Annotated in this window: 16 protein-coding genes; 3 read left to right on the forward strand and 13 right to left on the reverse strand. The window is 71.9% G+C overall.

Features of this window, described 5'->3' with window-relative positions; translation table 11 throughout:
* Window positions 1–214: 214 nt before the first annotated feature.
* From AB0F77_RS24455 to ribB, 7 genes are read right to left on the reverse strand one after another with little or no spacing between them, the layout of a single operon-like run.
* Window positions 215–622, reverse strand: a complete 408-nt coding sequence (locus tag AB0F77_RS24455) for an SRPBCC family protein (protein ID WP_361952447.1) — start codon at window positions 620–622, stop codon at window positions 215–217.
* Window positions 619–1,359 (reverse strand): SDR family NAD(P)-dependent oxidoreductase, encoded by a 741-nt coding sequence (locus tag AB0F77_RS24460; RefSeq protein WP_361952450.1) that lies wholly within the window; start codon window positions 1,357–1,359, stop codon window positions 619–621. Before AB0F77_RS24460 ends, AB0F77_RS24455 begins: the two co-directional genes overlap by 4 nt.
* Entirely contained in the window at window positions 1,356–1,949 is a 594-nt protein-coding gene (locus AB0F77_RS24465) for a hypothetical protein (protein WP_361952453.1), read from the reverse strand. The genes AB0F77_RS24460 and AB0F77_RS24465 overlap by 4 nt, the downstream gene beginning before the upstream one ends.
* Entirely contained in the window at window positions 1,921–4,161 is a 2,241-nt protein-coding gene (locus tag AB0F77_RS24470) for an MMPL family transporter (protein WP_361952456.1), read from the reverse strand. The genes AB0F77_RS24465 and AB0F77_RS24470 overlap by 29 nt, the downstream gene beginning before the upstream one ends.
* Entirely contained in the window at window positions 4,158–4,349 is a 192-nt protein-coding gene (locus AB0F77_RS24475) for a hypothetical protein (RefSeq protein ID WP_361952459.1), read from the reverse strand. Before AB0F77_RS24475 ends, AB0F77_RS24470 begins: the two co-directional genes overlap by 4 nt.
* Window positions 4,346–5,656 (reverse strand): lysophospholipid acyltransferase family protein, encoded by a 1,311-nt coding sequence (locus tag AB0F77_RS24480; protein ID WP_361952860.1) that lies wholly within the window; start codon window positions 5,654–5,656, stop codon window positions 4,346–4,348. Before AB0F77_RS24480 ends, AB0F77_RS24475 begins: the two co-directional genes overlap by 4 nt.
* A gap of 2 nt (window positions 5,657–5,658) precedes the next feature.
* Entirely contained in the window at window positions 5,659–6,363 is a 705-nt protein-coding gene (gene ribB / locus AB0F77_RS24485) for a 3,4-dihydroxy-2-butanone-4-phosphate synthase (RefSeq protein ID WP_361952462.1), read from the reverse strand.
* Window positions 6,364–6,671: 308 nt separating this feature from the next.
* Between ribB and AB0F77_RS24490 the strand changes: the two genes are divergently transcribed.
* Window positions 6,672–7,187 (forward strand): MarR family transcriptional regulator, encoded by a 516-nt coding sequence (locus AB0F77_RS24490; protein ID WP_361952465.1) that lies wholly within the window; start codon window positions 6,672–6,674, stop codon window positions 7,185–7,187.
* A gap of 142 nt (window positions 7,188–7,329) precedes the next feature.
* Here AB0F77_RS24490 and AB0F77_RS24495 read toward each other — a convergent pair whose 3' ends face one another.
* The 4 genes from AB0F77_RS24495 to AB0F77_RS24510 all read right to left on the reverse strand — a co-directional run bounded on the left by AB0F77_RS24495 (window position 7,330) and on the right by AB0F77_RS24510 (window position 9,536).
* A complete protein-coding gene (locus AB0F77_RS24495; RefSeq protein ID WP_361952468.1) occupies window positions 7,330–8,022 on the reverse strand; it encodes a TetR/AcrR family transcriptional regulator in 693 nt (230 codons plus the stop codon).
* A gap of 381 nt (window positions 8,023–8,403) precedes the next feature.
* Window positions 8,404–8,607 (reverse strand): hypothetical protein, encoded by a 204-nt coding sequence (locus tag AB0F77_RS24500; protein WP_361952471.1) that lies wholly within the window; start codon window positions 8,605–8,607, stop codon window positions 8,404–8,406.
* Between the two features lie 191 nt (window positions 8,608–8,798).
* Entirely contained in the window at window positions 8,799–9,014 is a 216-nt protein-coding gene (locus tag AB0F77_RS24505; RefSeq protein ID WP_059133005.1) for a DUF4177 domain-containing protein, read from the reverse strand.
* A 99-nt stretch (window positions 9,015–9,113) separates the two neighbouring features.
* Window positions 9,114–9,536, reverse strand: a complete 423-nt coding sequence (locus AB0F77_RS24510) for a secondary thiamine-phosphate synthase enzyme YjbQ (protein WP_361952474.1) — start codon at window positions 9,534–9,536, stop codon at window positions 9,114–9,116.
* A 129-nt stretch (window positions 9,537–9,665) separates the two neighbouring features.
* Between AB0F77_RS24510 and AB0F77_RS24515 the strand changes: the two genes are divergently transcribed.
* Window positions 9,666–10,775 (forward strand): NAD(P)-binding domain-containing protein, encoded by a 1,110-nt coding sequence (locus tag AB0F77_RS24515; protein ID WP_361952477.1) that lies wholly within the window; start codon window positions 9,666–9,668, stop codon window positions 10,773–10,775.
* 12 nt (window positions 10,776–10,787) lie between these two features.
* Here AB0F77_RS24515 and mltG read toward each other — a convergent pair whose 3' ends face one another.
* Window positions 10,788–11,654 (reverse strand): endolytic transglycosylase MltG, encoded by an 867-nt coding sequence (gene mltG, locus AB0F77_RS24520; protein WP_361952480.1) that lies wholly within the window; start codon window positions 11,652–11,654, stop codon window positions 10,788–10,790.
* A 43-nt stretch (window positions 11,655–11,697) separates the two neighbouring features.
* A complete protein-coding gene (locus tag AB0F77_RS24525; RefSeq protein WP_361952483.1) occupies window positions 11,698–13,500 on the reverse strand; it encodes an ABC transporter ATP-binding protein in 1,803 nt (600 codons plus the stop codon).
* Between the two features lie 115 nt (window positions 13,501–13,615).
* Between AB0F77_RS24525 and AB0F77_RS24530 the strand changes: the two genes are divergently transcribed.
* A complete protein-coding gene (locus AB0F77_RS24530) occupies window positions 13,616–14,065 on the forward strand; it encodes a MarR family transcriptional regulator (protein WP_361952486.1) in 450 nt (149 codons plus the stop codon).
* The last annotated feature ends 86 nt before the right edge of the window (window positions 14,066–14,151 follow it).

Raw genomic sequence — 14,151 nt, forward strand, 5'->3', positions numbered from 1 at the left:
CCAGTACGAGGGCGATCCTCCGCCTTGCGATTGCACGCACCAGACGCCGCGGGCCCCGCCCTCCGGGCGGACGGCGCCACTTTCGAAACACGCCCCAGACGGACCGTCGGCCGCTGCTCGCGTCGGGCGCGGGCAGGACGACGCACCCGCCGCACGGACGCGGCCGGCCCCCCGAAGTGGCGGGGGCGGGTGCCGTGCGGCGGGTGTCGGTGTGTCACAGGGCGATCAGGCCCACCCGGTCCTCCAGGCGGTGGAGCCGCAGCCGGGCGACGCCCCGGTAGGCGTTGGACAGCAGCCGGGCCAGGGGTCCGCTGTGGGTGAAGCCGTGGGCCACCCGGGTGCCGGAGCCCTGGGGGGTCAGCTCCCACCAGCCCTCCTCGCGCATCCCCTGGACCCGCAGGTTCACCTCGATGCGATCGTCGCCGATGCCGACGTACTCCAGGTGTCCGCTGAGGCGCGCGGGCGCGGTGATGCGGTAGGGAACGCCGACCTCGGCCCTGCCGCCGGCGACGATGCTGTGGATCGCCGGGTTCCAGTCGGGCAGGGCGGAGGGGTCGAGCAGCACGGCGCGGACCGCTTCCGGCGGCGCCGGGATGAACTGCGCGGCCTCCTGTTCGTTCACGGGTACCGCACCCCTCCCTCGGCGTGGATGACCGTCGCGTTGATCATGTCGGCGCCGGGGCTGATCAGGAAGCTGACGGCGTCGGCCAGTTGGGCGCTGTCGACCTTCCCGGCCAGGCCCCGGTCCACGATGCGCTGCTGGTAGTCCGCGTCGAGGGCCTCGCCCAGACCGGTGTCGAGGAGACCCGGCGAGAGGACCACCGTACGGACGTTGTAGCCCGAGTACTCCTGGGCGACGCTCTTGGCGAGTCCCACCAGGGCCGCCTTGGACGTCGCGTAGCTCGCCTGGCCCGCGTTGCCCATGCGGCCCACGACGGAGGACACGTAGACGATCCGGCCGCGCCGCTGACGCATCATCAGCTTGAGGGCGTACTTGGTGGCGAGGAACGAGCCGCGCACGTTGACGCGTTGGACCTCGTCCCAGTCCTCCACGGTGGTACGCACCAGGAGTTCGTCACGCGCGATGGCCGCGTTGCAGACCAGCGCGTCCATCCCGCCCACGGCCCGCGCCGCGTCGGCGAGCGCCTTCGCGGTCGCCTCGTCGCCGATGTCGCCCTGCACCAGGGTCAGCCGATCGGGGAACTCCTTGAGCAGGGTGTCCAGTTCGGGCGAGGGCGAGCGGTGGTTGGCGACCACCTTCGCCCCCTTGGCGAGCAGGGACCCGACGATGACCAGACCGAGGCCGCGCCCGGCCCCCGTCACCGCCACCGTGGGCTGCTCGTCGGCACTCGTCGTCATGCTCCCACTCCTGTGATGAACGGTTCGCCGGCGGTCGCGCTCCGCGGGTGCGGCACGGACGTGCCGGCGGACGCCGTCCCTCCGTCCGGTCCGAACACGTACTGGACGGCCGAGGCGAGTTCGTGGTCGGCCAGCGGCCTGGGGCTGGTGCGCACCGCGATGCGCACCGGGCCCGCCGAGGGGTCCTCCACGACGAGGTCGGGCAGCAGCGGCCGGGGCGTCGCCGACCGCCGGGTCCTGACCTGGTCCAGGAACTCCTCGCCCCGGGCGCGCAGCGGTTCGGGCAGCCAGTCGAGCAGGGGGACGTGCAGCTCGACGAGGGCGCCGTCGCCGTGCAGGTGCGGGGCGAGTGCCGCGGGCGGGTCGGTGACCTCCTCGGGCAGCAGCGGGACCGGTTCGCGATCGTGGTCGAGGATCACCAGCAGCGGTGCCTGCCGCAGCAGTTGGCGCTGCACCTCACGGGCCTGGGCCGGGTCGGGCCACAGCGCGACCGGGGTGGCGCCGCCGTTCTGCGGACCGCTCCAGCGCACGCGCCGGGTGCCGTCGAACACGACCAGGACGTCACCGAGTCGGCGTGTGGGAGAGGACACCCGGCACCTCCTGTGCGGATGGGGACGTCGCGGCACCGGCGTCACGGTCCTCGCGGCGCAGGACACGCCCCCAGACCCGGTCGCCGACGAGGAGCAGCGCGGCGGGCATGACCAGGCGCCGGATGACCAGGGCGTCGAGGATCACGGCGACGCCGAGGCTGATGCCGAGTTCCCGCACGATGCTGATCTGGGCGGTGGTGAAGGAGGCGAAGACGGCGACCATGATGACGGCCGCGCCGTTGACGAGACCGGCCGTGCGGGCCAGTCCGCCGAGCACCGCCTGGCGGTGGGAGACCCCGTCGGTGAGCCGCATCTCCCGCATCCGGGAGATCATGATCACCATGTAGTCCATGCTGAGGCCGAACATCACCGAGAAGAGCATCAGCGGGGTGACGCTGTTGATGGTGTGCTCGGCGTCGCCGGAGACGAGGGCGAGCACACCCAGGCTCGCGGCGACGACCATCGCGTTGAAGGCCAGGGCGAGCAGGGGCAGCAGCAGGGAGCGGAAGGCGAACAGCAGGATCAGCAGGCTCAGCAGGGCGACGACGCCGACGACGAGCGGCACCGAGTCGAGCACGAGCCGGTCGAAGTCGCTGCCGGTGGCGGTGGCTCCGGCGATGCGGGCCGTCACCGTGCCCCGGCCCACGGCGTCGGCGCGGTCCCGCAGGTCGTCGACCAGGTGGTGGGCGGCGGCGCTGTCGGGGTCGGCGTCGGGGGTGACGACGACCCGGGTCGCGAGCGTGTCCTTCCCGTCGGGCGCCCAGAGCTGGGTGAGGGCGGCGCGGCCGGCGGCGGGCAGTCCGGCGCCGCCGTCGGCGAGGGCCTGGGGAAGCGCCTGCTCGGGCAGGCCGAGCGTGGTCACGGACTGGACGCCGTCGGCGCCGGGGGCCCGCTTGGCCTCGGTCGTGATGCGGTCGGCGGCCTTCAGCAGGGCCGACGCGTCGTCGGCGGGGGCGGTCAGGACGACCTGCACGGGGAACATCGCGGGCAGCCCGATGTCCTTCTTGATGCGCTCGATGCCGATGCGCGCGCTGTCGTCGTCCGGCAGGATCGAGGCGCTGGCGACGGGGACCTGCCAGGTCAGCCGGACGGCGGGGTAGGCGAGGGCGGCGAAGCCCACGACCAGCGCGGCCAGCAGCAGGGCGGGCCGTCCCACGAAGCGGGCGGCCGGGGCCGCGGCGGGGGCCTGGGGCGCCGGGGCGTTCTTGCGGCGGCGCAGGGTGCCCCAGTTGATGCGGTGTCCGAGCATGACGAGCACCGAGGGCAGCAGCGTGGTGGCCATGGCGACCGCGACCACGGTGACGGCGAGACCGCCGAGCGCGATGCTGGTGAACGACATGGCGCGGGGGATGAACAGGGCCGACATCGCCACGGCGACCGCGAGTCCGCTGAAGACCACCGAGTGGCCGACCGTGCTCATCGTGCGGATCAGCGCCTCGGGGACCGGCCGGCCCTCGTCGAGTTCCTCGCGGAAGCGCTTGATGATGAACAGGGAGTAGTCCACGGCCACGGCGAGGCCGACCATGGAGACGATGTTGACGAAGAGGTTGTTGACGTCGGTGGCCTGGGCGAGGCCGTAGCCGATGGCCTGGGTGATGGCGAGGGTGACGCCGGCCAGGACCAGCGGGACGGCCATGGCCGCGACCGAGCGGAAGACCAGCAGCAGAACGACGAACAGCACCGGGAAGGCGATCGCCTCGGCGCGGGTGACGTCCTCCTGGGAGTGGATGTTCAGCGCGTAGTCCAGCGCGGGGGCGCCGGTGACGTCGACCTCCGTGCCGTTCCCGACCTTCGCGGAGATGTCGCTGCGGACGGTCGGCACCAGGTTCTGCACCGTGGTGTTGTCGGTGCGGAAGCTGAGCTGGAGGAAGGTCGTACGGCCGTCCTTGGACAGCCACTCGGGGTGGGTCTTCAGGTCGGTGATCTGGGAGACCTCGGGCCGCTGGGCGGCCGCGCGGGCCGCGGACACCTGGTCGACGACCTGGCCGTGGTCGTCGTGCAGGACGACCAGCAGCGAGTTGGGGGCCTCGTGGAAGGCGCTCTCGAGCGTGGCCTGGGCCTCCACGGAGGCGCCGCGCGGGCTGGAGAAGCCGCCGGCCTTGAGGGCGCCCTCCAGTTGCAGGGCGAAGGGCACGGATACCAGCAGGACCAGCAGCCAGCCGGCGAGGACCGCCCTGGGCCGTTGGACGGCGAAACGGATGATGCGGGTCATGCTGCGCTCCTGTGGGGACGTTCGGAGCACTGGCACGCTCCGCTCCCCGACTCGGGATCGTCCGCTGGGGGTGCGGACGGGACGGTGGACGGTTGCCGCTCCCCCGCCCGCCCGTCGGTGACGGAGGCGAGCGGGGCGAACGGCGCGGTGAAGGCGATCAGGGCCGCGGTGAGGGGGTTGCCGGTCACCCGGTCTCCTCGACGGTCCGGTGGGTACCGGTCTCCACGACGGCCTGGTGGGTACCGGTCTCCGAGGCGGCCCGGTGGGCGTCGGACGTGGCGCCGGGGGCGGTCGCGCCGAGCGCGGCGAGCCGGCTGTCGGCGCGTTCGCGCCGGCGGCGGGCCCGCAGGTCGGGCGCCGGGGCGGCGACGACCCGGCCGAGGGCGGCGAGGGCCTCGTCACGCCGGCCGGCCGCCTCCAGCGCCTCGGCGTGCGCCATGGCGTACCGGGTGTCGGCGCCGGCGACGACCTCCTCCGCCCGCGCGAGGTGCCGTACGGCCTCGTCGCGGCTGCCGCCGAGGAAGCGCGGGGCCGAGAGGTGCCAACGGCCCATCAGGTAGAGGGCCATGAGGTGGTCGGGGGCGCGGTGCAGGACCTGCTGGATGCGGGAGCGCATCCGCATGACGCGCAGCACCTTCACGGGGAGCACCTTGCTCTCCAGGGCGCGCAGTCCGGCGAGGCGGGCCTCGGTGACCTCGGCGTCGACGCTGACCGGGTCGTTGACCCGGGCGAGGCGGATCAGGGTCCGGGCCTGCTGACGGCGCACCTTGACGGCGACGGTGTCCGTCCCGGACATGGACTGCTCAAGGATCTCGTCGGCCACCGACACGGTGGCGCGCGCCGCCGTCTCCCGGGTGAAGGGGTCGGTCGCGTGCACCTCCTTCAGGAGGCTCACGACCGCCTCCTCGGCGCGGCGGCCGAGGTCCTTGATGCGCGCGGAGCGCGGCAGGTCGGGGTCCGAGGTCAGGGCGGGTCCGAAGGCCACGGTCGCCCGGGCCCTGCGGGGCAGACGGCTCCCCTTGGGCAGGATGTCCTGGGCGCCCCACAGCGCGGCGGGCACCACGGGGACGCCGGCGCGCTCGGCGAAGCGGAACGCGCCGTCCTTGAACTCCAGCAGCGGAGCCACCGGGTTGCGCGTGCCCTCGGGGTAGACGACGAGCACCTGACCGGCGGCGAGCACCCGGCCCGTGACGTCGAACAGTTCGCGGGCGGGCGCGCTGCGGTCGACCGGGACGGCGCCCATGGCGTCGAACCACAGCCGGCGCATGCCCGTGAAGCTGTCGGCCTTGGTGAGGAAGGCCGCACGGTCGCCGCGCGCGGCGTACAGCAGGACGTCGTAGATGAAGTGGTCGGCGAAACTGGTGTGGTTGGAGACGAGGACGAACGGGCCCTGGGCCGGGATGTGTTCCAGGCCGCTGACACCGGCGAGGTGCCGGCGCACGACCGAGGGCCGGCTGACCCCGGTCGTGACGCCCTGGCACATCCGGCTGAGCATGCTCAACGGGTGACTGCCTTCAGGTCCGCGGCGGAGCCGTTGGTGCGCGCGTACTCGCGCAGCTTCTCGATGCTGGTGAGCAGGAGGCCGTGCCGCTTGGCGAAGACGGCCAGCTGGGGCAGGCGGGCCATCGTGCCGTCCTCGTTGATGATCTCGACGATGACACCGGCCGGCTCGAGACCGGCGAAGCGGGCGAGGTCGACGGACGCCTCGGTGTGACCGGGGCGCTCCAGCACACCGCCGTCCTTGGCGACCAGCGGGAAGATGTGGCCGGGGCGGGCCAGGTCGTCCGCCTTGCCGTGCAGCACCAGGTCGATGGTGGTGGCACGCTCGAAGGCGGAGATGCCGGTGCTCACCCCACGCTCCTTGGTGCCGTCGACGCTCACGGTGAAGGCCGTGCCGTGGTGGTCCTCGTTCCTGGCCACCATGGGGGGCAGGTCGAGCTCCTTGGCCCGCTCGGCGGTGATGGACATGCAGACCAGGCCGCGACCGTGGGTGATCATGAAGTTGATGGCGTCGGCGTCCGCGTACTCCGCGGCGACGATCAGGTCGCCCTCGTTCTCCCGGTCCTCGTCGTCCACGACGACGATCAGTTCACCACGGCGGATCGCGGCGACGGCCTCCGCGGCCTCGTCCAGCACGATCTGTCCCACCTCGGGGTTCGACGTGGCACGGTCCTCAGCGGTGACGCGGGTCGAAACAGTCACGGTGCTCTCCCAAAAGGGTGACGCCGGGTAGGGCGTCCACTGATGCACGGGTAGTGGGCTACGACTTCGTTGTCGCCATAATCGATGTCACGTCATCGATGCGGTGTCATCGTTCCATATCTAAAAGGTTCCCTGCAATGTTCAACTGGCTAGTTTTGAAGGGTTGTTGGGGCAGGTTACGGCCAGATCACGTGCACACATCCGTGATGTAGCATGGATGATCCATCATGGAACTTCCCGGCATACTGAAGTTGAACGGGCTGTCTTTCGGTCAAGAAAGCGCTGCCGTTACCCTGGGGATCCCCGACATGACCACTAAGGCTCCGATGTCACACACCACCGACCTCGTGTCCACCGAGGACCACAGGCTGAGGGTTGCCAAGGAGGTGCGGTTCCTGGTGCTTGCAGCGCAACGCGAGGGACAGCGGCAACTCGCGAAGGCCCTGCGCCCCCTGGGTGTCACTCCCGCCCAGGCCGAGGCCATCACGGTCCTGGAGCAGTACGCGCCCCTGACCCTGGCCGAACTCGGCCGGTACATCGTCTGTGAGACGGGCAGTCCCAGCCGTCTCGTCAACACGCTCATCGAGCGCGGCCTCGTCGACCGGGAGGACGGCCGGGAGGACCGGCGCGTCATCCATCTGTGCCTCAGCGTCGAGGGGCGGGCGCTGGCCACGCGCATCCACGACGTGGACCGCGCGTTCGACGTCGTGACCGCCGCCTCGCTCGACAACGGCGAACTCGAGTCACTGGCCTCGGTGCTGCGCTCGATCGTCGCGGGGATGCCGGCGGGCTCCAAGGTCGCACGCCGGTTCGGCCCGCTGTAGGACGCACCACAGAACCACCGTTACGGGGTTTCGCGGGCGCCGGCGGGCGACCGCCTGAGGACCTCTCCGACCGGAGGCTCCTCCACCGTGTCACCGGGGCGGGCCCACGAACACCGTCGGCGTCCGCCGGACCGCGGGACCTTCACGCCTCGAGACCGAGATAGTCGGCCATCTCCTCGACCGCGTACGCGAAGAAACCGTCGGCGGGCTCCAACGCCCCCGCCAGATGACCGAAGAGCTCGAAGCTCACCATGCCGAACAGCTGCATCCACACGATGGCGGCACGACCCACCACGGCGGGGGCGACCCCCGGCGCGACGAGCAGGCCGACACCCGTGAACTGGCGGGCGAGCTCGTCCGGGAGGGCACGTCCGCGTGCCGTGTCGTCACCGGCCGGTGCCTCTTTCACCGCCCATGCGAGGGCCTCGAAGACCCGGACCGCGGGCTCGATCGTCGCCTGCGGAGCCACGTAGCCGGGGACCGGGGTGCCGTACACCAGGGCGTACTGGTGCGGATGCGCACGCGCCCAGTCGCGCACCGCGGCGCACAGGGCACGCCAGCGCTCCCGCGGTCCCGGCTCCCCCGGAGCGGTCGCGACCTTCTCCAACTGGTCGCCCAGTGCCCCGTAGGCGTCGATGATCAGCGAGGTCAGCAGGTCGTCACGGCTGGGGAAGTACCGGTAGATGGCCGACGAGACCATGCCCAGCTCACGGGCCACGGCGCGCAGCGACAGCCGCTGCGCGCCCTCGACGGCGAGCTGCCGCCGGGCCTCCTCCTTGATCCTGCGGGTCAGTTCCTCACGGACCCGTTCCCGGGCGGTTCGGGCAGCGCTCACGGCCCCTCCTGCGTGTACGGACCAGCGCCCGCGGGTTCCGCGCTCCGTCGGTCGGCCGGTCGGTGCGTCAAGGGGGTGTCTCGGCAGGGGCCGGGCGGCGCGGACGTGCGGCGCTCCACCGTCGTGAGGCGGGCGACGCCGTCGTGGGGCGCGCGATCGGGAGGCGGCCGGTGCCGGGGAGGGAGACCGGGTCCGAAGGGACGGCGGAAGACGGGAGCGGGTGATCGGCATGATCACCGCGAGCATCATAGCGGCCGAATTCAGCCTCGACGACGCGCGGTGACGACTGTTTTCGGCGGGAGGTCGGCACCGGTTCCGGCAGGAGGGGATCGCCGGTCCGGGACCGTCGCCGGACGTGTGGTGCCCGGACCGGCGACGGTGTCAGTCCTGGTGGACGACGTCGGTGCCGGGTCCGCCCGAGAGGGTGTCCGTGCCCGGACCGCCGTACAGCCGGTCGTCGCCGCTGTTCCCGTGGGCGGTGTCGTCGCCGCTGTTGCCGTACAGGACGTCGTCACCCGTGCCGCCGTAGAGGAAGTCGTCCCCGGGGCCGCCGAGGACCAGGCCGTCGCCGTCACCGCCGGACACGGCGCTTGCGCCCCCTCGGAGCCGCCTGTCGTCCCACTTCTTCCGCCATGCTTCGGTTCTTGTTCACCCGCCCCTTCCCCCAGGACCCCCGTGGCACACGGATGCCGCCGACGGTGACGACCCGTCGGCGGCATCGTGGAAGAGGCGCGCGGGGCGACGACCGCCCTCGGGACGGCCGAAGATCCCGGTCGCTACTGGCGCGGCCGTTCGAAGGTGAGGAGCAGCCCCTCGACCGCGCCGGGCCCGATACGGCCCTTGACGTCGGCGGACGTGATCGCCTTCAGCCCCCAGCCGTCCTCGGCGTGCTTGTTGAGGACCTTCTCCAGCTTGTCGGAGTCCAGGGCGTCGCCGATCAGCGACTCCCGGAAGGTGACGACCTTGTACTCGTACGCGTAGGGCTGGCTCATGACGGCGGGGTCCTCCTGCGAGGTGGGTGCTGTGGCTGCCGGGGTCAGTCAACCACCGTTCTCCGCCGAGCGGGTCACGAGGTCCGACGGTCCCGGCCCTCAGCCGAGGAAGCTCAGCCGCACCCGGCGGCCGGGGTTGTCCCTGTTGGTGTCCACCAGGCAGACCGACTGCCATGTGCCCAGTTCGAGGTGGCCGTTCACCACCGGGAGGGTGGCGTGCGGGGGCACGATCGCCGGGAGGACGTGGTCGCGGCCGTGGCCCGCGCTGCCGTGGCGGTGCTGCCAGCGGTCGTCCGCCGGGAGCAGGGTGTGCAGGGCGGCGAGGAGGTCGTCGTCGCTGCCCGCTCCCGTCTCGATGACGGCGATGCCCGCCGTGGCGTGCGGGACGAAGATGTTGAGGAGGCCGTCGCGGCCCGCCGCGGCCTCCCGGAGGAACGCCTCGCAGTCGCCGGTCAGGTCGACGACCCGCTCCCGGGAACCGGTGGTCACGTTCAGCACTCTGGTGGTGAAGGCATCTGGCATGCCCCCATCCTGACCCACGAGCCGCCGTCCACACGTTTGCGGCCCACGGGACCGCGCCGGGTCCATCCGTCCCGCGCGGGCGGTGCCGAGCGGGGGAAGATCCCCGCTCCCCCCGCTGTTTGCTCGGGTGTGAACGCTGTGCGCGAGGTCGAAGTGGTCGTCATCGGCGCCGGTCAGGCGGGTCTGTCCGGCGCCTATCATCTGCGCCGCACCGGCTTCGGGCCGGACCGCGACTTCGTGGTCCTCGACCACTCCCCCGCCCCGGGCGGCGCCTGGCAGTTCCGCTGGCCCTCGCTGACGTACGGCAAGGTCCACGGGATGCACTCCCTGCCCGGCATGGAACTGACGGACGCCGATCCGGCGCGGCCGTCGTCCGAGGTCGTCGGGGAGTACTTCGCCGCCTACGAACGCGCCTTCGACCTGCGGGTACGCCGTCCCGTCGACGTCCGTGCCGTGCGCGAGGGCGGGGACGGGCGGCTGCTCGTCGAGTCGTCCGCGGGGACGTGGGCGACACGGGCGCTGATCAACGCCACGGGCACCTGGGACCGGCCGTTCTGGCCGCGCTACCCGGGCCAGGAGACCTTCCGCGGACGCCAGTTGCACACCGCGCGGTACCGGGGACCCGAGGAGTTCGCCGGGCTGCGGGTGATCGTGGTGGGCGGCGGAGCCTCCGGGACCCAGCACCTCCTGGAGATCGCGCCGTACGCGGCCGGGACCACCTGGGTCACCCGGCGCCCGCCGGTCTTCCGCGAGGGCCCGTTCGACGAGAGCCTCGGGCGGTCCGCCGTCGCGCTGGTGGAGGAGCGGGTCCGGCGGGGCCTGCCGCCCCGGAGCGTGGTCTCCGTCACGGGCCTGCCGCTCAACGACGCGATCCGGCGCGGGATCGCCGAAGGGGTCCTCGACCGGCTGCCGATGTTCGACCGGCTCACCCCGGACGGGGTGGAGTGGGACCCGGAGCCCGCCCCGCCCGGGCAGGAGCCCGGCCTGCCGAAGCGCGTCGACGCCGACGTCATCCTGTGGGCGACCGGTTTCCGCGCCGCCCTCGACCACCTCACGCCGCTGCGGCTGCGTGAGCCGGGCGGCGGCATCCGGGTGGAGGGCACCCGCGCGGTCGCCGATCCGCGTGTCCACCTCGTCGGCTACGGTCCCTCGGCCAGCACCATCGGCGCCAACCGCGCGGGGCGCGCGGCCGTACGGGACATCAGACGGCTGCTGGACAGCGAACCCGTCGCCGCGTGACGTCCCGCCGGCTCACTTCCCGGAGGGCTGGGGGCTCGGGCTGTGCGACGCCCGCAGCTTCTGCTGCTCGGCGTTGAACTCGGTCACGTTGCGCTGGTGCTGCTCGTAGTCGGCGGTGAAGCGGGTGTCGCCGGGCCTGACCGTGACGAAGAACAGCCAGTCGCCGGCCGGCGGGTTGAGCGCGGCGCGCATCGCCTCCTCGCCGGGGTTGTCGATCGGTGTCGGCGGCAGGCCCATGCGCTGGTAGGAGTTGTAGGGGCTGTCGATCCTGGTGTCGTCCGAGGTGGTCCGCAGCGTGCTGCGGTTGAGGGCGTAGTTGAGGGTGGAGTCCATCTGCAACGGCATCCCGCGTTCGAGCCGGTTGAAGACGACCCGGGCGACCTTCCCCATGTCGGCCTTGCCGACGGCCTCGGCCTGGACGATGCTGGCGATCGTGACCGCCTGGTAGACGTTCATCGCGTTGCGCTGCGCACCGGCCGCGATCGGGGCGGCGTTGAACCTCTTGTTGGCGGTGTCGACCATGGACTGGAGCAGCGACTGGGGCGTCGTCCGCTCGTCCAGGGGGTACGTCGCCGGGAAGAGATAGCCCTCGGGATTGCCCTCGGCGTCGTTGGGCAGTTTGAGCCCGGCCCGCGCGACGGACTTGCGGGTGGTGCCGGCGGGGAGGGCGAGCGCCTTGTCGACGGCGTCGTAGACCTGGCCCGAACGCCAGCCCTCGGGAACGACCAGCGCGGCGGGCTGGTCCGGAACGTCGTCGCCCAGGCTCAGCAGCGGCACCGCCACGGCGGTGCCGGCCACGACGGCGCCGGTCGCGACGAGGGCGATCCTGCCCCGTCGCGTCAGTCGGGTCATTCTCCGTGGCGGAGTGTTCGTCTGCATGCGGGCACGTTAACCCGCGCATCGCCACAAACCCGGCATATCGTCAGCTTGTCGGTTCCAGTTGCGCGTCTCTGCGGACCAGCGCCGCATACCGCCCGCCCTGCTCCAACAGCTCCTCGTGCGTGCCCTGTTCGGCGACGTTCCCGGAGTCGAGGACCACGATCTGGTCGGCCCCCCGGACGGTGGACAGCCGATGGGCGATGGTGAGCGTCGTCCGGTTGGCCGACAGGGAGTCGATCGCCTCCTGGACGGCGTGCTCGGTACGGGTGTCCAACGCGCTCGTCGCCTCGTCGAGGATGAGGACCGGCGGGTCGCGCAGGATCGTCCGGGCGATGGCGAGGCGCTGTTTCTCCCCGCCGGAGAAGCGGTGGCCCCGTTCACCGACCACCGTCTCGTACCCGTCGGGCAGGGCGGCGATGTGCTCGTGGATCTGGGCCGCCTTCGCCGCCGCGTACAGCTCCTCGTCGGTGGCGTCGGGCTTGGCGAAACGCAGGTTGTCCGCGACCGACGCGTGGAAGAGGTACGTCTCCTGCGAGACGACGCCGACCGCGCGGGCGAGGGTGTCGAAGTCCAGGTCGCGCACGTCGACCCCGTCGAGGGTGACCCGCCCGCCCGTGACGTCGTACAGCCTCGGCACCAGATAGCCGAGCGTGGACTTGCCCGCGCCGGTGGGACCGACGACGGCCAGGCTGCCGCCCGCCGGGATCGTGACGTCGATGCCGCCGAGGATCGGTGTGCCCTCGTCCTCGTAGCGGAACTCGACGTCCTCGAAGCGGACCTCGCCCTTGATCTGGTCGAGGTGGACCGGGCGCTCGCGCTCGGTGATGTCGACGGGCAGGTCCAGGTACTCGAAGATGCGCTGGAACAGCGCGAGCGAGGTCTGGATCTGCACCCCGGTCGCCAGCAGGCTGACGGCCGGACGGAACAGGCCCTGCTGGAGCGAGACGAAGGCGACGATGGTGCCGATGGACGCCTGCGGACCGCCCAGTTGGAGCGTCATGCCGGCCGCCCAGTAGATGACCGCGGGCATCGCTGCCATGACGACGGTGATGACGGCCATCCGCCACCGCCCGGCCATGTTGGACCTGACCTCCAGGTCGACCAGCTGCTCGGACTCGTCCGCGAAGGAGCGGGTGAGCGAGTCGGAGCGGCCCATGGTGCGGCCGAGCAGGATGCCGCTCACCGACAGCGACTCGGTGACCGTGGCGGCCATCGCGGCCATCTGCTTCTGGCGCTGGGTGGTGATCCGCCGCCGTTCGTTGCCCACGCGGCGGCCGATCCACACGAACACCGGCAGCAGGACCAGCGAGACGATCGTGAGCCGCCAGTCGAGGGCGATCATCGCGACGATCGTGGCCACGACACTGGTCAGGTTGGACACCAGGGAGGTGGCCGTCGAGGTGACGGTGGCCTGCATGCCGCCGATGTCGTTGGCGATGCGGGACTGCACCTCGCCGGTGCGGGTGCGGGTGAAGAAGGCGAGCGACATGCGCTGGAGCCGGCCGTAGACGGCGGTGCGCAGGTCGTGCATGACGCGCTGGCCGACGGTGGTGGAGATCAGCGTCTGGAGCACACCGAAGACGCTGTTCAGCAGGGCGCTCAGGATCATGCCGAGCGCGAGCAGGCTCAGCAGACCGGTGCGACCCTCGGGGATCGCGACGTCCAGCGTCTCCTTGAGCAGGAACGGCGTGGCCACCGAGACCAGCGACGAGGCGCCGACCAGCAGCCCGACGAGGGCGAGCCGGCCGCGGTAGGGACGGAAGAGGGTGAGGATGCGGCGCACCTGCCGGGGCTGTTCCTTCGCGTCGGCGGGTGCGGTCCAGGAGGGTTGGCGGTCGGGGTTCATGGGCTCCTACGGAGGTGTGCGGAGGCCGGCCGGACGCCGGCCGACGATGACTGACGGATCATAGCTCACTGTTACCTATACTCACAATGAATGGTGTCCTGATATTGTTCCCGGCATGACCAGCCCGGACCCCGACGCACTGCTCGCCGAGCAGCTACTGCGGCTCACCCGCAGGGTGCACCGCATCCAGAAACGCCATCTGGAGCAGCGCGACCTGGGCATCACCCCGGCCCAGTCCCGTCTGCTGCGCACCCTGGCGCACTTCGGCTCCCCGCCGCGCATGGCGGATCTCGCCGAGTTCCTGGAAGTGGTGCCGCGCGCGGTCACGACGCTGGTCGACGGCCTGGAGTCGAGCGGCAAGGTGCGCCGCGTGCCCGACCCGACCAACCGCCGGGTCACCCGCATCGAGCTCACCGACGACGGCCGGCACGCCCTCGGCGAACTCCGCGCCGCGCGCCGCGCGGCGGCCCGGGAGATCCTGGCCCCCCTCTCACCCGAACAGCGGGAGACGCTGGGCGGACTGCTGGACACCCTGGTGGACGGGGCACCCGCGCAACACTGCTGACCGGGCGTCGGCCCACCGCGCCGTCGTGTGCCCGCACCCGGCCGGGGTCACAGAAAACCGTTTGATTTTGACCACGTCGCAACGCG

The organism is Streptomyces sp. NPDC026672, assembly GCF_040638185.1.
GTDB lineage: Bacteria > Actinomycetota > Actinomycetes > Streptomycetales > Streptomycetaceae > Streptomyces.